At 29.9% G+C, this 22473-nt stretch carries 20 protein-coding genes; 12 read left to right on the top strand and 8 right to left on the bottom strand.

Going from position 1 to position 22473, the window contains the following annotated elements; translation table 11 throughout:
* Positions 1-123: 123 nt before the first annotated feature.
* The gene (tgtA, locus tag J2127_RS06175; protein WP_209732700.1) at positions 124-2142 is read left to right on the top strand and encodes a tRNA guanosine(15) transglycosylase TgtA; all 2019 of its coding nucleotides are present in this window, start codon (positions 124-126) and stop codon (positions 2140-2142) included.
* 120 nt (positions 2143-2262) lie between these two features.
* Here tgtA and J2127_RS06170 read toward each other — a convergent pair whose 3' ends face one another.
* Positions 2263-3327 (bottom strand): TIGR00341 family protein, encoded by a 1065-nt coding sequence (locus tag J2127_RS06170; protein ID WP_209732699.1) that lies wholly within the window; start codon positions 3325-3327, stop codon positions 2263-2265.
* A 334-nt stretch (positions 3328-3661) separates the two neighbouring features.
* Here J2127_RS06170 and J2127_RS06165 point away from each other — a divergent pair, with 334 nt between their 5' ends.
* The 6 genes from J2127_RS06165 (at position 3662) to hdrB (ending at position 9810) form a co-directional block, all read left to right on the top strand.
* A complete protein-coding gene (locus J2127_RS06165) occupies positions 3662-4510 on the top strand; it encodes a substrate-binding domain-containing protein (RefSeq protein WP_209732698.1) in 849 nt (282 codons plus the stop codon).
* A gap of 171 nt (positions 4511-4681) precedes the next feature.
* The gene (locus J2127_RS06160; RefSeq protein WP_245326488.1) at positions 4682-5449 is read left to right on the top strand and encodes a 4Fe-4S binding protein; all 768 of its coding nucleotides are present in this window, start codon (positions 4682-4684) and stop codon (positions 5447-5449) included.
* A 489-nt stretch (positions 5450-5938) separates the two neighbouring features.
* Entirely contained in the window at positions 5939-6928 is a 990-nt protein-coding gene (ilvC, locus tag J2127_RS06155) for a ketol-acid reductoisomerase (protein ID WP_209732697.1), read from the top strand.
* Between the two features lie 145 nt (positions 6929-7073).
* On the top strand, positions 7074-7589 hold the full coding sequence (locus J2127_RS06150) for an arsenate reductase ArsC (RefSeq protein WP_209732696.1): 516 nt from the start codon (positions 7074-7076) through the stop codon (positions 7587-7589).
* A gap of 637 nt (positions 7590-8226) precedes the next feature.
* Positions 8227-8784, top strand: a complete 558-nt coding sequence (gene hdrC / locus J2127_RS06145; RefSeq protein ID WP_209732695.1) for a CoB--CoM heterodisulfide reductase subunit C — start codon at positions 8227-8229, stop codon at positions 8782-8784.
* Between the two features lie 141 nt (positions 8785-8925).
* Entirely contained in the window at positions 8926-9810 is an 885-nt protein-coding gene (gene hdrB, locus J2127_RS06140) for a CoB--CoM heterodisulfide reductase subunit B (RefSeq protein WP_209732694.1), read from the top strand.
* Positions 9811-9896: 86 nt separating this feature from the next.
* Here hdrB and J2127_RS06135 read toward each other — a convergent pair whose 3' ends face one another.
* From J2127_RS06135 to aksF, 3 genes are all read right to left on the bottom strand, one after another.
* On the bottom strand, positions 9897-10436 hold the full coding sequence (locus J2127_RS06135; protein WP_209732693.1) for a DNA-binding protein: 540 nt from the start codon (positions 10434-10436) through the stop codon (positions 9897-9899).
* Positions 10437-10451: 15 nt separating this feature from the next.
* Positions 10452-11114: a nucleotidyltransferase domain-containing protein gene (locus tag J2127_RS06130; protein ID WP_209732692.1), complete on the bottom strand. Its 663-nt coding sequence runs from the start codon at positions 11112-11114 to the stop codon at positions 10452-10454.
* Between the two features lie 209 nt (positions 11115-11323).
* The gene (gene aksF / locus J2127_RS06125; RefSeq protein WP_209732788.1) at positions 11324-12355 is read right to left on the bottom strand and encodes a homoisocitrate dehydrogenase; all 1032 of its coding nucleotides are present in this window, start codon (positions 12353-12355) and stop codon (positions 11324-11326) included.
* A gap of 243 nt (positions 12356-12598) precedes the next feature.
* Between aksF and J2127_RS06120 the strand changes: the two genes are divergently transcribed.
* The 3 genes from J2127_RS06120 (at position 12599) to pyrC (ending at position 16020) form a co-directional block, all read left to right on the top strand.
* Complete coding sequence (locus tag J2127_RS06120) at positions 12599-13477, top strand: AIR synthase related protein (protein ID WP_209732691.1); 879 nt, start codon at positions 12599-12601, stop codon at positions 13475-13477.
* 88 nt (positions 13478-13565) lie between these two features.
* A complete protein-coding gene (locus tag J2127_RS06115) occupies positions 13566-14699 on the top strand; it encodes an RluA family pseudouridine synthase (RefSeq protein WP_209732690.1) in 1134 nt (377 codons plus the stop codon).
* Positions 14689-16020, top strand: coding sequence for a dihydroorotase (gene pyrC / locus J2127_RS06110; protein WP_209732689.1), 1332 nt, complete (start codon positions 14689-14691; stop codon positions 16018-16020). Before J2127_RS06115 ends, pyrC begins: the two co-directional genes overlap by 11 nt.
* A gap of 221 nt (positions 16021-16241) precedes the next feature.
* On the opposite strand, the gene J2127_RS06105 is transcribed toward pyrC, so the two are convergent.
* The 4 genes from J2127_RS06105 to pth2 form a co-directional block, all read right to left on the bottom strand.
* Positions 16242-17468, bottom strand: a complete 1227-nt coding sequence (locus tag J2127_RS06105) for an ammonium transporter (protein ID WP_209732688.1) — start codon at positions 17466-17468, stop codon at positions 16242-16244.
* Between the two features lie 85 nt (positions 17469-17553).
* Positions 17554-17895: a P-II family nitrogen regulator gene (locus tag J2127_RS06100; protein ID WP_209732687.1), complete on the bottom strand. Its 342-nt coding sequence runs from the start codon at positions 17893-17895 to the stop codon at positions 17554-17556.
* 482 nt (positions 17896-18377) lie between these two features.
* On the bottom strand, positions 18378-19616 hold the full coding sequence (locus J2127_RS06095) for a methanogenesis marker 15 protein (RefSeq protein ID WP_209732686.1): 1239 nt from the start codon (positions 19614-19616) through the stop codon (positions 18378-18380).
* A gap of 177 nt (positions 19617-19793) precedes the next feature.
* Complete coding sequence (gene pth2 / locus J2127_RS06090; RefSeq protein ID WP_209732685.1) at positions 19794-20144, bottom strand: peptidyl-tRNA hydrolase Pth2; 351 nt, start codon at positions 20142-20144, stop codon at positions 19794-19796.
* A 257-nt stretch (positions 20145-20401) separates the two neighbouring features.
* Between pth2 and J2127_RS06085 the strand changes: the two genes are divergently transcribed.
* Positions 20402-21601: an FprA family A-type flavoprotein gene (locus J2127_RS06085; protein ID WP_209732684.1), complete on the top strand. Its 1200-nt coding sequence runs from the start codon at positions 20402-20404 to the stop codon at positions 21599-21601.
* Positions 21602-21761: 160 nt separating this feature from the next.
* Positions 21762-22127, top strand: coding sequence for a divalent cation tolerance protein CutA (gene cutA / locus J2127_RS06080; RefSeq protein WP_209732683.1), 366 nt, complete (start codon positions 21762-21764; stop codon positions 22125-22127).
* The last annotated feature ends 346 nt before the right edge of the window (positions 22128-22473 follow it).

Raw genomic sequence — 22473 nt, 5'->3', positions numbered from 1 at the left:
TTCATCGCATATTATTTATATGAATTAATAAATAATAGAATAGTTATTAATTTTATTTATAAAACAATTTTAGTATAAAAATAATTTAAAAATTAAGCAGATATGCAGTATTCGGTGAAACAAATGTTTGAAATAAAAGCACGTGACGCAATGGCAAGACTAGGGGTAATCAAAATTAACGGAAAAAAAATAGAAACCCCGACAATAATGCCTGTTGTCCACCCAAACCCTAAGAAACAAACCGTACCAATCGATTTAATCAACAAATTAGCGGACGTAATCATTACAAACTCTTATATAACATATACCACCCCAGAATTAAACGAATTTGCTTCTGAAAAAGGTATACACGAATTAACCAAATTCAAAAATGTAATTGTAACTGACAGCGGTTCTTTCCAATTAAGCGTTTATGGTAGTGTAAACGTTCAACCAATGGAAATTATCGATTTCCAAGAAAAAATAGGCGTCGATGTCGGTACAATTTTAGATATACCAACACCTCCAGACGTTTCGTACGAGAGAGCAAGTAGAGAATTAGATGAAACACTTATTCGTGCAAAAGATTCCATTGCAAGAAGAGACGAAATGGGATATAATTTAAAATTAAATGGTACAATACAAGGTTCTACCCACATGGATTTAAGAATAAAGAGTGCTCAACAAATGGGACAAATGGACTTTGATATTTACCCATTAGGTGCGGTAGTGCCACTTATGGAGCAATATAGATATGGTGATGTTGTAGATATCATTTTAAACTCAAAAATGCACCTACCTTCAAATAAACCAGTTCACTTATTCGGTTGCGGACACCCTATGTTATTCGCACTTTCCGCTGCTTTAGGATGTGATTTATTTGATAGTGCCGCTTATGCACTTTACGCAAAACAAGGACGTTATTTAACTGTTGATGGTACAAAACACCTCGAAGATTTGAAAGATTTAAAGAACTTCCCGTGTCAATGCCCAATATGTTCACAGTATGCGCCAAAAGAATTAAACAAGATGTTTACAAGTAAGAACAAAGATGAAAGGAAGGAAGCTGAAAGGCTCTTAGCAGAACATAATTTATATGTAACTTTCGAAGAACTTGATAGAATTAAATTTGCTATCAAAGAAGGTAACTTGTGGGAACTCGTAGAAGAAAGATGTAGGGCACACCCTAAATTAATGGATGGATTAAGAAGAGTTTCAAAATATATGGAATTTGTAGAGAAAAACGACCCAGTTTCTAAAAAATCAGGATTTTTCTATACTGGATTTGAAAGTATGTTTAGACCTGAAGTTTACAGGCACAAACAAAGATTGAATAGGGTACAAATGGATAAAATCTATGTTACAAACGTTTCAAGTACTGTGAGAAAGCCATACAGTGAAAACTTACCAAATATCGAGTGTGACGTTGACGTATTGATAAAAGATCCAGTATTTGGATTAGTACCTATGTATATCGATACAATGTATCCATTATCTCAAAATGAAATTCCTCAATTATACGAGCACGAAAAGAAATTTAACAATGATTTTGTAAACGAATTTATGGGTAAAATTGAAGAAGAAAATCCTGAAAAAATTATGGATATTCATACTTACAATTATTATACCAATCATTCAAAATCCAAATTTGAAAAGAGTAAGGAAACACTCTACGCTCACAAAGATACATGCGATTTAACCCGTATAGACAAGATGTTACAATATCAATACGGTCATAAAATTCTCGATGACGAAATAATGGATAAATTAATGACCAAAAGAAGTAAAACTACCAAAAGACTTAGGAATGTAATGTGGAAGGATACAAAGGAAGTTTTATTTACCGTAAGGGCTAGTGACAACTATTTAATCCCTGCAAAAGAAGGGGCGAAATTATTGCATGAAAAAATCCCTGCTCCATTCCATAGAGTAGTAATTGATCCAAGTGTTGAGGAATTTGCAAAAGATGGTAAATCCGTTTATGCAAAATTCGTAATAGATTGTGACAAAGAGTTAAGACCTTACGAAGAAGTTTTAGTGGTTAATAAGGAAGATGAATTGTTAGCATTCGGTACAACCCTGTTAAATGGTAAAGAACTTCTTGAATTTGATTACGGCGTAGCTATCGATGTTAGAAACGGTGTAAATAAATTCAATAAATAAACTAACAAAATATAAAATATAAAATATAAAATAATAAGAAAATAAAATAATAAAATAATAAGAAAATAAAAATTAAAATTAAATAACTTTTTTCATTTACCTTTCATTTTTTTGCAATACTTAAATAAATAAATTAATAATATTTTCTCGATAAATTATTATTCCCGCCATAAACAATAGTGCCAAAAGCCAAAAAATCAGCGTAACTATTGTAAAATTCTTAGCTTTCTCTTTTTCCCACCATTTGTATGGTGTGACACCATATAAGAAGAATAGTAGCACTGAACAGAAGTTAACGGCTACAATGTTGGTAATAAACAATATTCCTATCGGCAATGATTCTATATAGTACCCCGAGCCAACCATTAGTCCAAAAGCTACTAAAGGAGGGATTAAAGCGATTGCAATCATAACCCCTACAACTGAAGAAGATATTCCACAGATTAAAACAGATAATGTACCAATTATACCTGCTGAAAGTGCTATAATTATGTTGTAGAACCCTAAATCCATTCTAGAGGCTATTTGCGGATATTCTGGAGATATTGGTATTATATTCCCTAAAAAAATTGAAAATACCAAGACTAAGGATATCCCCAATATCAGATTTTTCAAAGATTTTTCTGCAAGTTTAAAGTCCATAACCGAAACAGAAAACGAAAGTGCTATATTTGGACCCAAAAGTGGCGCAATTATCATGGATGCAATAATAATTGCAACATCATTTTTCCATAGGCCTATTGAAGCTACAATAGCCGACAGTATTAACATTAGTATCGATTCTTTTGATATCCTTGAAAAATCTTCCATTTTGGAAAGTATTTCTGCCCTCGTGAACCTTTCTACTAATTTCTCGTCTACCACTACTTTTTCATCTTTCTTTTTTTCAACCCCTGCAGATTCTTTTTCTTTCTCTTTTTCTTCTTCATCCTCTTTAATCGGCGGGAATACGCTCGTAGGGCTTAATGTAATCATTCTAAAATTTGAACCTCCGTATGCAGTAGAAAGTTCGTCCATTACAACTTCTGCGTAACTTAACGTGGTTAATATCTTTATAACAGTCTGATTCCTCTCTTCGTTTACACTACTCCATATAATTTGTTCCAGTGATTTTTCAGATATTGAACTTTCAAGACCTGCAAATATCCCCTTTGGAACATAACACTCAATAAGTCTAAGTTTCATAATATAACCCATCCCTTTAAATTATTTTAACCTATTTTACCCTATTAACTTATCTTAACGTATTCTAATTGTTTTAAATTATTTTACATATTATTTTTTATTTTTTACATTATTTTAACTAGTTTGGTATTAAAAAATCTAATATCTATTAAATACTAAAATAACCCATTTAATAAACTATTTATATATAATCATAATAATTTATATCGTGTTATCGGACATACATACATTAAAAAATCTAATAGCATATAGCATATAGAAAATTGCAATTCAAACTAACTCAAATGTTAAATAAATATTAATTAATTAAAAATTTAATTATTAGGTAGATATTATGAAAAAGAATTTATTTTTAGTATTAGGTTTGATTTCATTGACTTTGTTATTTAGTGGCTGTGTTTCTAGCGGTGATGGTACAAACACAGGCGAAAAAACTGTTCTAACAGTTTACAGTTGTGGAGGACCTACTGAAGCACTAACTGAAGTAAACAAAGTTTTTGAACAAAAATACGATTGTAAAGTAGAATTCACCGGTGCGAATGCCGGTAAATTAGAAAAAGCATTAGAAGGCGGAGCTTACGCAGATGTATTTTTGCCAAGAACAGTTATTTTTTCCCAACAATTAGTGGACTTAGACTTAATGAATCCTGATTATAAGGTATATCAATTTACCGACTGGGTAATACTTACTAAAAAAGGTAACCCTAAAAACATACAGTCATTAGATGACTTAAATAGAACAGATGTAAAAGTTTACACTGATTCAAAATCATCAATACCTGCTAAAAAAGCAATGTTAAATCAAACTGAAGTTATAACTTCAATATACGAAAAATCTTCAAAAGACTTCGACTGTTACAAAAAAATGCTCTTAGAATTTGAAAACAGTGAAGCTGACGCTACATTAGTAGAAAGAAGAGTTACAACATTACCTGAAGTTAAAGGTAGATATGAAATTATCAATTTACCAAGAGAATATATGACCCCACAAATCGGTATTTTCACAGTAGGTGTTATGAACTACACAAAATATCCTAAATTAGCGTACGAATACCAAAACTTTGTTTTAGGTGAAGAAGCTGAACAAATTTTAGCAGCAAATGGATTTGTACCTGTAAATACTGAAAAAGGTCAAGAAGTATACAATAATTACTACAAAGACTATTTGTCATTAAATAATTAACTAAATATTGATTATTAAATTATTTAATTAATTATTTACTCAAATATCTTTTAATTTTAATTTTAATTTTAATTTTTTAGTTTTAAAATTATGTTCATCAAATGTATTCTATTTTAATTATCTTATAATGTATTAAACATAATATACCAAGTTAAATTGTAGCGTGTAATAATGAATTCAAAAAACCCTAAAGATTTTAATAATGAAAATAAAAAAAACTTAGATAACTTACGAAATATAAAGAGTATAAAAAAGAAATTACTATTAAAAAATATGTATACAAAATTTATAAAATACGGAATTTTTTTAATATCTATACCTTCACTCGCAATAATCGTGTTTAGATGTCCTTATATTGTTCCTTTTGTTGTATGCGACTTGTGTCCAGTTGTTGATTGCCCATCAAGACAGTTACGAAAGCCTGTTTTCGTAGCAATTTTGGGATACCTAGCAGTTACGAGAGTAGATTTCTGTGGAAGAGTTTGCCCTTATGGTACCTTAAATGATGTTTTATACAAAATACGAACAAAAATATTTAAAGGAAACTTTAAAACCAACAAAGAGTACAAAATCATATTTAATATGTTAAAATACCTAATCTTTACCTTTGCAATTATCGCACTTATTATGGGCGACCCTAGATTCTATAGTCCTATTAGAACAGGTAGTTTGTTAAATTCAATATGGATTACTTTGATTTCTGGAAACAATGCTTATTATGGTAGACTTTACCTTATATTACTAGGTTTAGTTTTAAGCATGATAATTGCAAGATTCTGGTGTAGATATATGTGTCCATATGGGACAGGAATTCAAGCCCTCAAAAAACTATATCGGAAAATAGTTTCAAAGAAAGATGTCAAAAAAGAGACTAAAAAAGAAATCAAAACCGATACTACCTGCAGTGTTGGATGTAACCATTGTAAAAGTAAAAAATAAAATAAAAGTAAAAATAATTTTAAATCATATATTATGAATAATTTTTCTATTTTTTTAATATAAGTACTATTTATTCTAAATAATGCCCTATTTTTATTTTATTCATTATTTAATTAAATATATCCTATAATACTTTAAAAAAATTGTATATTATTGTACTTTATCAAAAAATAACGCTTTTAATTCATTTTATTCCATAATTATTTATATAAAAAGATTTATACTTATCTCGATGAATTATGGCAATGTTACATAATATTTAAATATGATATGACAAAATAATAAATAATATAAACTATATCAAATAACTTAAATATACAGGATAACTTAAATATGCTAAATAAATTCATTTCAATTCATACATTAATTTTATTTTTATATTACTTTTAAATTGGCATATAAATAGCATATATATTTAATTTAACTTACAGGAATAAAATATAAATGTAAACTAATTTAAACTAATTAGATGTAAATACAGGTGACAAAATGCAAGTACTTTACGATGCTGATGCAAATTACGACAAATTAAAAAACAAAACAATAGCTGTTATCGGATACGGTAGCCAAGGTAGAGCTCAATCATTAAACATGAAAGAGAGCGGTTTAAATGTAATAATGGGCTTAAGAGAAGGCGGTGCATCTTGGGAAGCTGCTAAGGAAGACGGTCACGAAGTATACACTATCGAAGAAGCTGCTAAAATGGCTGATATCATACACGTATTAATCCCTGACGAAATACAAGGCGATGTATACAATAAACAAATAAAACAGTACTTAGAAGAAGGCAACACATTAAGCTTCTCACACGGTTACAATATCCACTTTAAATACATTGTACCTCCAAAAGGCGTAAATGTAACATTAGTAGCTCCTAAATCACCAGGAAAAATGGTAAGAAAAACATACGAAGAAGGTTTCGGTGTACCAGGTTTAATCTGTATAGAAAAAGATGAAACCGGCGAAGCTTACGACGTTGCATTAGGAATGGCAAAAGGTATCGGCTTAACAAGAGCAGGAGTTATCCAAACAACATTCAGAGAAGAAACAGAAACCGATTTATTTGGTGAACAAGCTGTTCTCTGTGGTGGCGTTACAGAATTAATCAAAGCAGGATTTGAAACACTCGTTGAAGCAGGTTACGCTCCAGAAATGGCTTACTTTGAAACATGCCACGAATTGAAATTAATTGTTGATTTAATCTACCAAAAAGGATTCAAAAACATGTGGAACGATGTAAGTAACACAGCAGAATACGGTGGACTTACAAGAAGAGACAGAGTTGTTACAAAAGAATCAAAAGAAGCAATGAAAGAAATCTTAAAAGAAATCCAAGATGGAAGATTTACAAAAGAATTTGCTCTCGAAAACCAAGCTGGAAAACCTCACTTAAACTCAATGAGAAGATTAGAAGGAGAATTACTCATCGAAACAGTAGGTGCTGATTTAAGGAAAAAATGCGGTTTAGAAAAAGAATAAAATTCGCAATGAATTTATTTATCTTTTCTCTAATTTTTTCCTAATTTTTTTAATACAATTTATTCATATATTTAAATATAACATTATTAACTAAATATTAATAAGATAATTTAAATATTATATATTAATAACCGCGAGGGATAATATGATGATTTCAAATCAAAAAATGCCGAAATCAAGTTTAAATTGCGATTGTGGATGTAAAAATCAAAGATGTACTAGTAAATCGACAAATTCAAAAAAACAGCAAAAAGAAAAAATACTATTTTTATGCGTCCATAATAAACGAAGGAGCATAATGGCAGAGAGTTTTGCAAAATATGAAGGGCTAGACGCTTATAGTGCAGGATTAGAAAAAGATAAAAATGAAAATGAAAATAATAAAGTCGATGAAATGGTGGTTTTGGTAATGGATGAGGTAGGATTACCAGTTAAACAAAAATCCGAAACCGTGGAAGAAGTAATGGAAGATATAAAAGGCGTGGACATCCTTGTAACTATGGGTTGCATGGGTGCCTGTCCTTATGTACCTTCAAAAAAACATATTGCCTGGGAACTTGAAGACCCTGAAGGAAAGGATATTCATTTTTATAGAAAAGTACGTGACGAAATTCAAAGAAAAGTCATAGAATTATCGGAAACTTTAAACGAATATGAATAGATAATTATAATCAAAAAATAAAAAATAAAAAAATAAAAAATAAAGGCAGGAATGGTAATTAAAAATACTATTTTTTACCTTTTCCAGCTGATTTTTTAGAGGATTTTCCTTTTTGTGTGTTTTCTTGTTTTGGTGCGTTTGCCCCTTTATCATTGCTTTTTTTACCTTTTGCCATTTAAATCACTTCTTTTTATATTTTTGTGTATGTATTAGGAATTTATTAATAAATAAGTTATAATTATGTTAGTATTTTTAATATTACCAACATAATTTTATTAAATAACTGTATAGCTATATAAATTTATCTCTTTTTAAAATTTAAATATTATATAAGCTTTAATTAAGATTTTAAAGTTAAAATATTAATTTATTGTTCATTAATTTTTAAAATAAGCATGAATAATTAAATTAGATCCCTTATGTTATCTATATCACTTATAAAGATTTTTAATTTTTAAAAATAGAAAATAAACGCTAATACGTCTTTTTTAGGGTATTATTTTTTATTTTAATTTTTGGCAAATATGTTAAAAATACTATTTTATAATAGAGGGTATTATACAATTGTATAATACATGAATGTAAACATCAACTCATATATTATATATATGCCTATATAGTGTCGAGGTGTAATATTATGATAAACATGGAAACTGGAACAGATAAGAAATTTGCAGACAAAATCATAGCAGCAGGAGACCCAGTACCTGGGGAAGATGTAACTGCATCATTTAAAGCATGCTACCAATGTGGTACATGTACAGGAAGCTGCCCAAGTGGTAGAAGAACAGCATACAGAACAAGAAAAGTTATTAGACAAGCTTTAATGGGTGTTCAAGAAGTTTTAGACAGCGACGATATCTGGAAATGTGTAACATGCTACACATGCTTCGAAAGATGTCCAAGAGACGTTAAAGTTACAGAAGTTATCAAATCATTAAGAAACTTAGCAGCTCAAAAAGGCAACATGGCAAAAGCTCACAAAATGACCGCTTTATACGTTTTAAAAGCAGGACACGCAGTACCAGCAAATGCTGACACAGCAAAATTAAGAAAATCAATCGGATTATCAGAAAAAGCTCCAATTGCACAATTCAGTGAAAAGGACATGAACGAAATCCAAACATTAGTTAAAGAATTGAAATTTGACGAATTAATTGGATTTGATTGGGAAACAAAATCATTAAAAGAATAATTAAACCCCCACAATTTAAATTTAAATAAATATGTCCATATTTAAATTTTTGACGACTATATTTGGAATATTTAAGAATATTTAAGAATATTTAAGAACAATCTTTAGAAAATCGAATATTATTAAAACACAGGTGATTTTATGAAATACGCATTTTTCCTCGGTTGTATCATGCCAAACAGATACGCAGGTGTGGAAGCAGCTACAAGAACAGTAATGGATAAATTAGGCGTTGAATTAGTAGACCTTGAAGGAGCTTCATGCTGTCCAGCTCCAGGGGTATTTGGTTCATTCGATCAAAAAACATGGGTTACATTAGCAGCAAGAAACTTAGTACTTGCAGAACAAAAAGGAACAGATATCGTAACAGTATGTAACGGATGCTACGGTTCATTATACGAAGCAGCGCACATGTTACATGATAACAAAGAAGCTTTAGCATTTGTGAACGAACAATTAGCAAAAGTTGACAAAGAATATAAAGGAACTACACACGTAAGACACTTTGCAGAATTAATCTCCAAAGAATTAGGTCCTGAAGCTATCGCTGAAAAAGTTGTTAAAGACTTAGGTGCTATAAACGTAGGTGTACACTACGGTTGCCACTTCTTAAAACCAACCGATGCAAAAGGTTTAGGTGCAGCAGAAAGACCAACCATGTTAGATGAATTAGTAGAAGCTACAGGCGCTAAATCAGTTGCATACAAAGACAAAATGATGTGCTGTGGTGCAGGTGGTGGTGTAAGAGCTAAAGAATTAGACTTAGCTTTAAGCATGACCAACGAAAAAATAGAAAATATGGTTGAAGCAGGCGCTGACTGTATTGTAAACGTATGTCCATTCTGCCAATTGCAATTCGACAGAGGACAAGTTGAAATCAAAGAAAAAATGGGTAACGAATACAACATACCAGTTCTCCACTTATCACAACTCTTAGGTTTAGCTATGGGAATGGATCCTAAAGATTTAGCTTTAGACGTTCACCAAGTTTCAGTTAAACCATTATTAGAAAAATTAGGATACTAATTTATTTAAGCTAATAATATAATTAAAATTAATACATAATAGTTACTAATTATTAATTAATAAATCAATCAATTAATAATTAGTAATTAAATCTTATTTTGACTTTTTTTGGAATTTTCAATGATTTCTTCAACTTTATTTATGTATTCAATCGATTTAAATCGCAATTCTTCAACAGTTTTATTTGAAAAATTTAATGTAGTGGAGTAACTAGCTTTTTGACGTTCAGATTTTAAATCCGCATAGAATAACAAATCTTCTTTATTAAGGGCTAATTCATCAATAAAATGTATATCGTCAGAATTTAATTTATCCGAATAGTATTTTATTAAAAATAAAAGCGTGGCAGTGTGATTTTTAGATATATAACCTTTTAAACATACTAATGCAAGACTTGCATGGTAAACAGCATAATATAACCCAGTTATCTTCCAATCATTAAATTCAGAGCTTTCATCTTCCATAAGATGGTTTACAAACTCCAAATTGTGATTTGTTTTTTCAACATGGGCATTTACTAGCATTTTCGCATTACTAAATTTTCCAATTACTTTCTCACGCTTGTATTTCCTCAATCTATAATTTAATTCTTTTTCATTTTCAAAGTAATTTGTAATTATAAACATGATAACCCCTCAAAATTAAAATATTCCGTAGTATTTTTGATGTCCAAATATCGGAAAACCTGTTTTTTTTGCCTGTTCGAGTACGTAATCTACATTAACATACCTACCCGCTGTACCGTCTAAATTTGTATATTTGATGTAGTTATCGTAATCCGTATAGAATATACTTAAAGGGTATAATGATTTAGAATTGGCTTTTCGTTTTGCTTTTTCAATTAAACTTCTCATTTCTTCGTCATATAATTTTTGAAGTTCATCGTTTTTAAAACTACTAAGTACGACCAATAAATCTATGTCGCTATTCCTTTGCTCTTCCCCTCGAGAAGCAGAACCAAAAAGAATTATAAAATCAATGTTTTTGGGGCATTCTTCCATAAACCTTTTTAAAGGCATTTTAACATTCCGATTTAGATTTTCAAATTTATTGATGTCAAAACCAATAAATTTCAGATAATTAAACTTATTATTTGTTAATTTGTAATAAGTGTTTGATTTTTCCTTAATTTTTTCAATAAATCCATCTTTTTCCATTTTAGAAAGTGAATTCTGCAAGGAACTATGGGATAGCCCCGTAAGTTCCCTTAACTCACTAAAATAATGAAGTTGATCTTTTTCAAATCCAACATGACCCGATTTTTGATTATAGTATGCCCAGTAAATTTTATCAACAGCTTTCATACTGTAAAATATATTTATTTATCTATATATATCTTTGCCAATTTATGGCACAATATTGCCAAAAAATGGCAAGTATGTAATGTAAAGCAAGTATACAATGTAAATATACCATTAAGAATATAAAAATAGAATTTTAATTCAAAACAAAAAACGTAGAAATAATTAAAAATAGTATTTGTTAATTTAAAGGGTATTTGTTAATTTATAAATTATTCAAGAGTTAAATAGTCAATAATTTTATCCGTAACTTCTTCTGTATTTAGTAGGCCACCTAAATCTGCAGTAGTATTCCCTTCGAGGAATGCACGTTTTACAGCATTTTTAATTGGTTTACTATCTATTTCTAAATAATCTAGCATCATAGCACAACATAACATTGTAGCCATTGGATTTGCAATCCCCTGACCTGCAATATCTGGTGCAGAGCCATGCACTGGTTCAAATAGTGCGTAATTATCCCCAATATTTGCAGATGGTGCCAAACCTAAACCTCCGCCCAATGCTGAAGCCTCATCTGAAAGAATATCTCCAAATAAATTGGTTGTTACCATAACGTCAAACATTTCAGGGGATTTTATAATATACATTGCGGTAGCATCCACCAAATAATCGTTATGGGTTATATTTTTGTACTTTTCATCTTTAGCAATTTCTTCAAAAGTTTTTAAAAATAAGCCATCTGTGACTCTTAAAACGTTAGATTTATGAATACAGGATACTTTTTTCCTATTATTTGAGTTTGCATAGTCAAAAGCAAATCTTACAATTCTTTCGCTACCTTTTTTAGAAATTTTTCTTTTAGCGATTGCAAATTCGTTTTCTTCATCATAATATTCTTCTTTAATGTAAAGACCTTCCGTATTTTCTCGAACTATTACAAAATCAATATTTGATGTATAATCAATAGTCGGTCTAACATTTGCATAGAGATCCAATTCTTTTCTAAGAGTTAAAATAGGACTTTTATATAATTTGTTAAGCTCTTCGCCTATTTCCGTAGGTTTTGGGGAGGTAATTGCACCAAATAAAATTGCATCACAATTTTTTGCAGTTTCAATTGTTTCTTTAGGTATGGCGTCTTTATTATTCATAAATTCGGTTAAGCCAGCTTTTGCTTCAACAAATTCAAAATTAACAGATTTTAAGATTTTTTCATAGGCTTTTAACATCCTCAAAGTTTCTTCAACAACTTCTACCCCAATACCGTCGCCTTTTATCACGCATATTTTAAAATTTTCCATTTTTCCATTTTTTCCATTTTTTTTATTATCTTTTTTATTATTATCATTTAAATTTTCTAAATTGTTCATGTTATCGTCTAATATCATCTTATTTTAATTTATTTTTGCATTTTATTTTTTAAAACTAATATAATTTATCATACGCATATTTTATATAAATTATTACTTATATACTACTTTACAATTTAATAAATTAATTTAACTAATATAATTGGGAAAATTAGTAAAAATTACGGTGAAATTATGGAATGTATCAATTACGAGATAAATCATGCAATAGAGCATATGCTCGAGAATAATTACCCAAGAAAACAATTTTGGAATATGGATCTCCAGATACCTGACTTAAAAGCAGGAATACGAGCCGGTGACGACTCCATAATCGTGGGCAACAAAGTTTACAATATGGAAGGACCTTATCCTTTAGTATTGGGCTCCAAAACTGCATTAATACATACATCTTGCGATATTGTTGCAATGGGTGCTAAACCAATATTTGCTATGGATTCAATACAAGCAAAACCCGAAGAAATTAAAATGGTAATTGATGGACTCAAAAAACAATCTGTAGGACTTGATATACCGATAATCGGGGGAAATACGCAAACAATCGAAGAGTTAAAATCCTGTGTCAGCGTAATGGTTCATGGCGAGTTAATAAGTGATAAAATAATTTATGATGCAGGTTCTAAGTCTGATGACGTTTTAGTAATGTTAGGACACCCTATAGAAGGTGATATTGGTGAAAGAGCACAAAAAGCTAAAAATAAGTACGATACGTTCTTAGAAATCTTAAGGAATGATGTCGAAGTACATGCTTGTAAAGATGCCTCAAGAGGGGGTTGGCTCTGTAACCTACTGGAAATGATTTTAAAGGCAAAAGTAGGTGTTAAATTAAATTCTATACCTTATCCAAGGGCTACAAGATATTTGGGCACTTATATCGTTTCAATACCTGAAGAAAGTTTAAACGATGTTTTAAAAATTTCTTTAGAAAATAGATGTCCTATCATGAATTTTGGGAAAGTAACCGAAGAAAAAACTTTTTTAATCGGAAATGAGGAATATATCGATAAAAACAGGATGATTCAATTAATTAGAAGTTTCCCGTATAAAAAATAAGGCAAATCGGTAATATGTAATAGGTAATAGATGATAAATAATAGGTAATAGATGATAAATAATAGGTAATAGATAATAGGTGGATGATATGGTATCAAAATTTAATTACGAAATCGAAGGGGATACAAATAATTTATTAATATATGTAAATTCAAAAAATTGCAAAAATAAGCAATTTATTGGTAAAAAATTAATTGAAATTTTACAAATTATTGGTTTATCTCGAAAATCGATTAATAAATTTGATAAACATAACTATATCACCATAAATAACAAAAATATATCTTTAAAATCAAAAATAAAGGATAATGAGATAATAAACATATATTTAGGAAATAATGAAGAAACAGACGAAAATTTAATTAATGCCGATGATTTAATTAATTCAGCTAATTCAACCAATTTAGGTAACTCAACCAATAGTTTAGAAAATTATACCCCTAAAATAGAAATTGTTTATGAAGATATGGATATTTTGGCAGTGAATAAACCAAAAAACATGGTTGTTCACCCCACTAAAACTATAAAAAGTGGAACCTTGGCAAATGTAATAATAAAGTATCAAAAAGATACGGAAAAAGATAATGGGAAAAGCTTTAACTTTAAAATTAGATTCATAAACAGAATTGACCGAGATACCACAGGAATTGTTTTAATTGCTAAAAATTCTTTTGCACATCAAAAAATAGCCAATCAATTTCAAAAGAGCATGAAAAAAGAATATTTGGCAATAGTTTGCGATAAAATGGAAGTAAATAATTTAAATATCGATACGGTTTATAAAAATATGGAATTTAATAACCAATCTAATAAAGAAGTTACTTTATCAGATGATTTATATTTAAATTTAAAACGTAACAATGAAAATAATTCTGAATTTTCAGTAGTTATGCAGGATAAAAATACTGGTGAAATTGTTGAACATACAAATTTTGAGATTATTACATATAATTACAATAGTAATGCTACCCTTTTAAAAGCTTCATTGATTACGGGTAAAACTCACCAAATACGAAGACATCTAGCTTATTTGGGTTTTCCAATACTTGGTGACGAACTATATGGTAAAAATAATGAAAATAGGGATGTTATGAACCATAGTTTAATGCTACATTCTTATAAAACAACTTTTATACATCCTAGAACAAATAAGTTACTAACGTTAAATCAAGAACCGCCAAAAGATTTTAAGCGATTAATGGGGGATATATATGGGCTTTGAATACCAAGAGCAATATGGAAATAGCTATATTTTAAAAAATTGTAAAATTTACGACGATAAAATTGATAAATTTATTATTAGAGATATTAAAATAGAAGATGGCAAAATTTCAAAAATTGAAGATAAAATTGAACTTAATACTAAAAATAGCCTATCTGCAATAGATTTGAATGAAAAATTAGTAATTGGTGGCGTTATTGACGCTCACGTTCATTTTAGATACGGTAACGAGGAGAAAGAGACCTTAAAAACAGGTTGTGAAGCCGGTTTAAACGGAGGGGTTTGTTTTGCAATAGATATGCCAAATAGTAATCCGCCTACCATCACAAAACAGCTTTTCGATGAGAAAGTCCAAAAAGCAAAAGATGATAACTGCGCAATTAACCTGTATTTTGCATATGGTGTAACCGAAAATAATTATACTGATGTAGTTGACGATGCAAAATTCTACAAAATTTTCATGGTTAAATCCGTTGGAGAATTATTTATCAAAGACTATTACAAATTAAAAGAGATTTTAATGCAGAATAAGCTTTTTGCAATTCATGCAGAGCATAAAAATTTTGTAGAAGAATTTAATCAAAATATGGAAAAATTTAAATTCACAACTCACTGTAGAATGAGGGATCGCTACAGTGAGATAAATGCTATTAGTGAAGTTTTAGACGTTTTATATGAAATTGATACTGAAAAAGATGTGGTAAATAAAATAATAACTCCAAGAGTACATTTTTGCCACGTATCTACAAAAGAAGCTTTAGTATTGATAAAAAAAGCAAAAGAAGCTTTGAAAAATGTAGTTATTACATGTGAAGTGGGACCTCATCATTTAATATTAAATGAAGAAATGGCGGAAGAATTAAAAGGATTGGGTAAGTTTAATCCACCATTAAGAACTAAACTGGATAATTTAGCCTTAATTGAAGGAATAAATGATAAAACAGTTGACATCGTAGCTACAGACCATGCACCTCATACCTATGAACAGAAAATGAAAGATAACATTTTAGAATGTCCATCCGGTATCGGAGGTATTGAAACGCTCGTACCGATAGTTTTTGATTTAGCAAAAGAAAAAAAGATTAAATTGGAAGACGCCATTAAAATGGTGTCTATAAATCCTTCTAAGATATTTGATATTAGTAACAGTCTAAATGTAAGTAATATGGCGAATATTACTATAATTGATTTATGTGACAATACTACAATTAAAGCGTCTGAATTTAAATCAAAGGCTAAATTTAGTCCTTATGACAATATGACGTTCAAATGTAAGATATATAGTACAATAGTAAATGGAAAATATTATAAAAATTATTAATAGTTGATTTAAACATACTAATAACTTTTATAATGTATTTTTATTTTTTATATTATTTTTTATTTTATTTTATTTTAATTATTTTTTTAAATAATTGAGTATTTTAATTTGATTTTACGTGTATTTTTATGGCATATTTATTTTTAATACATTATTTAGGTTTATTTAGGTTTAATATGGTTAGATTTTAACCTATTATTGTTTTACTGCTTTCAATGCTTTTACTGCTTTCCAGGGTATGCAGGCAATTTGTGTTCAGATATGTCCAAACCAACAAGTTCTTCATTATCTGTAACTCTTAGACCTTTGGTAAAGACACCTACCAATTTACCAAGTCCATATCCTCCTGTAACCCCAAATACTACAGTTAAAACTGCAGCTATCACCTGGTCAAGTAAGCTTACGCCCCCAAGACCTCCTAATGCAGTTAATCCGAATACACCCGTTAAGACTCCCCCGAGAATTCCTGCTGTACCGTGTACTGGTACTACACCACACACATCATCCACACCGAATTTTTCAATCAATTTATACATGAACGGCAACTGTATTCCTGCCAATAGTCCAATAACTAAAGCACCGATTGGGCTTACAACGTTTGTCCCTGCACAAATTGCAACTAATCCAGCCACAATTCCGTTTGCAGTAAATAATACATCATTTTTAGAAGCTAATAAAGCACCTATTCCACCCCCTGCCATTGCAATAGTAGTGGTTGCAATAACTACGCCGGATATATCTGCAACAGCAAATGAGCTCCCCACGTTGAAACCGTACCAGCCTATGGCAAGCACGAATGCCCCAATTGTAGCCATTGGTATGTTGTGACCGGCAATTGTGACAGGTTTGCCGTTAACAAACCTTCCAGCTCTTGGTCCAAGGGCTATTACTAAACCTAAAGCTAAGAAGCCCCCTAATCCGTGTACTACATAGCTACCAGCGTAATCCGCGTATTGTAACAGTCCGGCACCCCAAGGACCAATATGTACCCATATAGGATATATTAATGCGGTAATTACTATCGCAATTAAGATGTAAGAACTAAATTTAATCCTTTCAGCTACCCCTCCAGAAACAATCGTAGATGCTGCACCTGCAAAAGTAAGACCAAAGAACCAGTTCGCTAAATCCAAGTTACTCAATGAAGATGCACTTAGTATATTTCCCCACCAAGATACTAAATCTCCAAGGTTTAATGACGTTGATAATACATAACCAACAAATAACCAGGATATACCTGCAATCATCCAATCAGTCATGTTTTTCATCATAACGTTGTTAACGTTCTTTTCACGCACCTGTCCTCCTTCAAGTAGTGCAAATCCAAGTTGCATGGCAAATACAAGAACACCTGCAAATACTAAGAACATAACGTCCCCCGCACTTGCCAAACTTGCCAAACTCTGGGCAATGTTCGTTGTACCCCCTGCAATTTCTGTTATAGCCACAACTTCACCCTTTTTTTATTCATTTATTCATTTACTCATTTTTTTAGTAATTTAGTAATTTAGTAATTTAATATTTAGTAAATTATCATTTAATAGCCGTATTTCCATTTTCTCCAGTTCTTATCCTTATAACCTGCTCCAATGGAATTACAAATATTTTTCCATCGCCCATTTTGCCCGTATAAGCATTCTCTTTGATGATTTCGATTACTTTGTCTTTTTCATCGTCTGGAATAACTATTTCAAGTTTTATTTTTGGCAATAAGTCAACCACATATTCGGAAGTTCTGTATCTTTCAACTATACCGCCTTGAACACCACGGCCTTTTACTTCGGAAACCGTTAAACTTATGAATCCATTATCCGAAAGTGCTGTTTTAACGATATTTAGCCTTTCCATACGTATAATAGCTTCAATTTTTTTCATAATTTCACACATTGTTTTATTGGCATTAGTAATGGTATTTTTCGTGTTTTTAAATTTGTATTGATAATTAATAGGTTAGTATTAAGCTATTATTAAGTTTTTACTAGTTTATTGATTATTTATCAATATTTATTAATTATTTTTTAATTTTGGGTTATTAATTGTAATTAACAATATTGTTATTGGTATTTCAATCTCTATTCAACGTAATTTTGTTAATATTTTTATTTTATATTATATTTTAATCTTACCGGAACCGGAATTCCTATTCCGACTTAATAGTACTATTGTATGTTTAAATATATAAATGTATCTGAAAAAATAACATGACATAATTAAAAAATTAGAATCAATAAAAAAAAATAATAAAATAATAAAATAAAATAATAAAATAAAATAAAATAATAAAATAATAAACTAACATATAAAAAATAGCAAATAATAATTCTAAAAATAGTAAAAATAGTAAAAAAAGAGTTATTTTATTTTTTCTTATTGTATCTGTAGCCAGAAGCTAATAAAGCCGCACCAACTGCACCAATATATTGGGAGTACTCAGGAACAACGATTTTTTTACCCAATATCTCTTCAAGGGCCATAACCATACCTTTTAACAAGCTACTTCCACCTACTAAAATTAATGGCTCCCTGACATCGACTTCCTGTAATTGTTGTTCGTAAATCTGCTCTGCAACGGAGTGAGCCGCAGCAGCTGCAACGTCATTTGGTGTAGCACCTTCTGCAAGGCTAGTTACTAAGTCCTGAATACCGAAGACGATACAATAACTGTTCATCATAACATTTCTCCAGTTTCCTTCAGCCGCCATGTCCCCGAGTTCCCCTATTTCAACACTCAATCTTCTTGAAGTCATTTCAAAGAATCTACCACTCGCACCCGCACAAATACCGCCCATTGTGAAACCATCTGGAATAGCATTGTTTAATGAGATAGCTTTGTTGTCCATACCGCCGATATCGATAACTGTAGCTTCTCCTTCTTGTTTTTTTGCTAAAAAGGCAGCACCTTTTGAGTTAACCGTTAATTCTTCCTGAATTAAGTCTGCATTAAAGTGCCTACCTAGATTGTGTCTACCATAACCTGTCGTACCAATTGTTTCGATATCTTCCATCTTGAGATTTGCTTCTTTTAATGCATTATCAAGAGCTTCTTGAGCAGATTTAACAACATCTTTTGTATAAACCCAACCTGTACCAACAATCTCGTTATCTTTCATAATGATTGCTTTTGTGGTTGTAGAACCACTATCTAAACCTAAACTGATACCTTCTTGCTTTTTCCTTGCAAGTAATGATTTCTTTTCCACAATTGTAACGAGTGCTTCCATTCTAGTAAGTAATTCTGGAGCTTTTGTCCTTTCAGTGAATGAATACATAACAACTGGTAAATCCGTATGTTGTTGTATTAATCTTCTTACTTCGTTTCTTACTAAGGCTCCTTCAGCACATCTAAAGCAAGTAGCAATAAAAACGGCTTCAGCATCTGTTTTTCCTTCTATTATTGACATTGCTCTTGCAAACATCAATTTTAAATTTGCTGAAGCTACTTCAAAACCTAGATGTTTTTGAACTTCATCAATATATTCAAGGTCCACTTCTGGAAATACTATTTCCCCACCGACTAATTTAGCAGCCTTCTCAATTTCAGCCTGTACGCCACTATACTCAGCACCGCAGGTAAGTTCTGCAATTTTAACAGTCACAATATCACCAAATACATAAATAATTACAAATTACGCTTAATTTAATAATTTAATTTAAATACTTTAATTTAATAATTTAATCATATTCCTATTACATAATTATATTGATATATCTTATATATTTACAATATATATTAAACCCTATATTTTAATTCTAATGTTATTTAGTTTATTTATTTATAGCAATTTTAAATCTTTGGTAATTTTGGAAATTTTTTCTTCTTTTTCTGGACCAATGCCTACAGCAGTAAGCGTTCCCGAAGCAATTTGGGTTCTTCCTGCATCTCTTATTAATCCAACAGGTAAACCTTCAATATTTGCATTTTTAAACACTTCTAAAAGCTCACTTTCCGAATTAACTTTTACAACTACCTTTTTTTGGCCTTCATTCATCCATTTTTTGACTGCATCTGGACAAATTTTTTCAGCATGTAAAAAAGCCTGTATCGCAGCATGGCTTGCTTGTGCCGCTATTTTGCCTTTGCCCATTTTTAAGTCGTTTCTAATAACAATAACTTGTTCAAACATGTTTCATCCTCTATATTCTCTATTTTCTTGTTTTATATAATATTTTATTACATTATCCCGTTATTAATAATCTTTTTAAATACATTTAATTTATATATTGAAATTTTCATAAATAATATTGTATTAAATATATTTGAAATAAATTAGCCCTAAAAACTAAAGGATAGTATTAAGGAATAATTAATAATTTACTACAATATATAGTATTTGGTAATAAAATCAAATAAATACGTCAAAAATATTTTTAAGGTGTGATTATGAAAATTACTGACAGAGTCTATTATATAGGCGTCGTAGATTGGAAAGCAAACCATTTTCACGGTTTTGACATACAAGGTACGAGCTACAACTCTTATTTAATACTCGATGATAAAAAAGTTATAATAGATGCAGTAAAAAAAGAATACTACCCCACATTTATAGAAAATATTGCTAAGATAATAAATCCAGAGAAGATTGATTATATTATAGTTAATCACGCGGAAATGGATCATAGCAGTAGTTTAGAGTATTTAGTTAGGGATACCGGTGCTAAAGTTGTATTAAATAAAGTTACAAAGGAATACTTAGAAAAAATGTATGATACAACAGATTGGCATTTTATAATTGTAGATACTAATGAGACTTTAGATATAGGTGAAAGAACTTTAAAATTCATAAGAACGCCAATGCTACATTGGACTGATAACATGGTAACCTACTCGAGTGATGGAATACTCTATTCAAATGATGCGTTCGGTCAACATTTGGCGACTTCAGAAAGGTTTGCTGATCAAATCGATGGTGGGGGTAGGTCATTCTACGAAGCTAAGGATTATTTTGCTTCTATTATCTTACCATATCGTATGTTCGTAGGTTCAGTATTGGAAGAATTATCGCAATATGATATAAATTACATATGCCCCGCACATGGTACGGTATGGAGAGGCGATTTAATCGACGATATAATCTACAAATATGCCCTTTGGAGTTCAGACGTCCCAAGAAATAAAGCGGTAATTTTATATGGATCTATGTATGGATCTACCGAAAAAATAGCATATGCACTCGCAGATGGATTGGTAGGTGCAGGCGTAACCGTTAGGATATTAAATACAGAGTCCCCAGTAAATAAGATTATGAATGAGCTCATGGACGCTCGTTATGTACTCATTGGTTCTCCAACTATGAATGCAAATATATATCCGCCAGTACGCAATATATTGTCTTGGTTAGAAGATTTAAAACCTATTGACAAGCTAGGCGTTGCTTTCGGTTCGTATGGATGGGTAGAATGTGCAACAGGGCATATTTGTGAAACTTTCAAAAAATTAAATTATGAAATTATAGATGACGAATGTTTAAAAATACAATTTACCCCTTCAGTAGAAGAATTAAGGGAATGTCGTGAATTCGGAAGAAAATTGGGCAGTACTACTAATAATAATAATAATAATAATAATAATTACGGAAATTAAGATATAGAAATTAAATTATTAAATTTAATCTTTTAACAACTTTTTTTAAAAAACTTACACTACTTATCAATTATAAATTATTAATTTATCAAAATTAATTATTAAATTTTTAAATCGTATTATAATAGATTAAATCTAAAATTTATAGGCGGTTAAGTTTATGATATTGATATATTCAACGTTTCCTAGTTTAAATTCTGCTAAAAATGTTTCTGAATTGTTACTTGAAAAAAAATTAATATACTGTGCCAATTTTTGGATGCATAACTCATTATATCTCGGTAAAACTTCTGAAAATTTAGACTATAATGAAAAAGTGCTAAAAGAGATAGATGATGGAGAAAATAGGATAATAACTAGTTATGAGGTAGGTGTAATTTACAAGACTTCTACAGAAAATTGGTCTGAATTATGTAATCTTTTTAGTGAGATTCATCCTTATAGTACACCCATATTACTTAAATTGACTGTAGAAGAGTTAAATTCAGAATTTGGAGAATGTTTGAAAAATCACGGTTTTAAGTAATATTTTATAATAATTACCACATAAAATTAGTATATAATATTGGTATACTAAAATTAGTATATAAGAGTACTATATATTCCTCAGAATTTAAAATTAAAAAGTTTTAACGGTAAAAAGACATAATATCGGTTAAATGCAATATAAGAATATAAAATTAACTAATTTTGGATATCAAATAGTATTATTTATATAGTGATACGTAGCACTATATAATTATTAAAATATTTAAGCATACTTAAATTTAATATTCATACCTGTGAATTTACGAGCATGTAAAATAATTTAATAAAACATAAATAACTACACAATTAAATTTATAAATATATATTTTTAAAATAATATTATG

It is taken from the genome of Methanococcus voltae (assembly GCF_017875395.1).
GTDB lineage: Archaea > AGJL01 > Methanococci > Methanococcales > Methanococcaceae > Methanococcus > Methanococcus voltae_C.
This window is presented reverse-complemented; position numbering and strand designations above follow the sequence as displayed.

Excerpts from the sequence above, each read along its gene's own strand:
- tgtA (WP_209732700.1), top strand. The coding sequence starts at position 124 with ATGTTTGAAATAAAAGCACGTGACGCAATGGCAAGACTAGGGGTAATC.
- J2127_RS06170 (WP_209732699.1), bottom strand. The coding sequence starts at position 3,327 with ATGAAACTTAGACTTATTGAGTGTTATGTTCCAAAGGGGATATTTGCA.
- J2127_RS06165 (WP_209732698.1), top strand. The coding sequence starts at position 3,662 with ATGAAAAAGAATTTATTTTTAGTATTAGGTTTGATTTCATTGACTTTG.
- J2127_RS06160 (WP_245326488.1), top strand. The coding sequence starts at position 4,682 with ATGAATTCAAAAAACCCTAAAGATTTTAATAATGAAAATAAAAAAAAC.
- ilvC (WP_209732697.1), top strand. The coding sequence starts at position 5,939 with ATGCAAGTACTTTACGATGCTGATGCAAATTACGACAAATTAAAAAAC.
- J2127_RS06150 (WP_209732696.1), top strand. The coding sequence starts at position 7,074 with ATGATGATTTCAAATCAAAAAATGCCGAAATCAAGTTTAAATTGCGAT.
- hdrC (WP_209732695.1), top strand. The coding sequence starts at position 8,227 with ATGATAAACATGGAAACTGGAACAGATAAGAAATTTGCAGACAAAATC.
- hdrB (WP_209732694.1), top strand. The coding sequence starts at position 8,926 with ATGAAATACGCATTTTTCCTCGGTTGTATCATGCCAAACAGATACGCA.
- J2127_RS06135 (WP_209732693.1), bottom strand. The coding sequence starts at position 10,436 with ATGTTTATAATTACAAATTACTTTGAAAATGAAAAAGAATTAAATTAT.
- J2127_RS06130 (WP_209732692.1), bottom strand. The coding sequence starts at position 11,114 with ATGAAAGCTGTTGATAAAATTTACTGGGCATACTATAATCAAAAATCG.
- aksF (WP_209732788.1), bottom strand. The coding sequence starts at position 12,355 with ATGGAAAATTTTAAAATATGCGTGATAAAAGGCGACGGTATTGGGGTA.
- J2127_RS06120 (WP_209732691.1), top strand. The coding sequence starts at position 12,599 with ATGGAATGTATCAATTACGAGATAAATCATGCAATAGAGCATATGCTC.
- J2127_RS06115 (WP_209732690.1), top strand. The coding sequence starts at position 13,566 with ATGGTATCAAAATTTAATTACGAAATCGAAGGGGATACAAATAATTTA.
- pyrC (WP_209732689.1), top strand. The coding sequence starts at position 14,689 with ATGGGCTTTGAATACCAAGAGCAATATGGAAATAGCTATATTTTAAAA.
- J2127_RS06100 (WP_209732687.1), bottom strand. The coding sequence starts at position 17,895 with ATGAAAAAAATTGAAGCTATTATACGTATGGAAAGGCTAAATATCGTT.
- pth2 (WP_209732685.1), bottom strand. The coding sequence starts at position 20,144 with ATGTTTGAACAAGTTATTGTTATTAGAAACGACTTAAAAATGGGCAAA.
- J2127_RS06085 (WP_209732684.1), top strand. The coding sequence starts at position 20,402 with ATGAAAATTACTGACAGAGTCTATTATATAGGCGTCGTAGATTGGAAA.
- cutA (WP_209732683.1), top strand. The coding sequence starts at position 21,762 with ATGATATTGATATATTCAACGTTTCCTAGTTTAAATTCTGCTAAAAAT.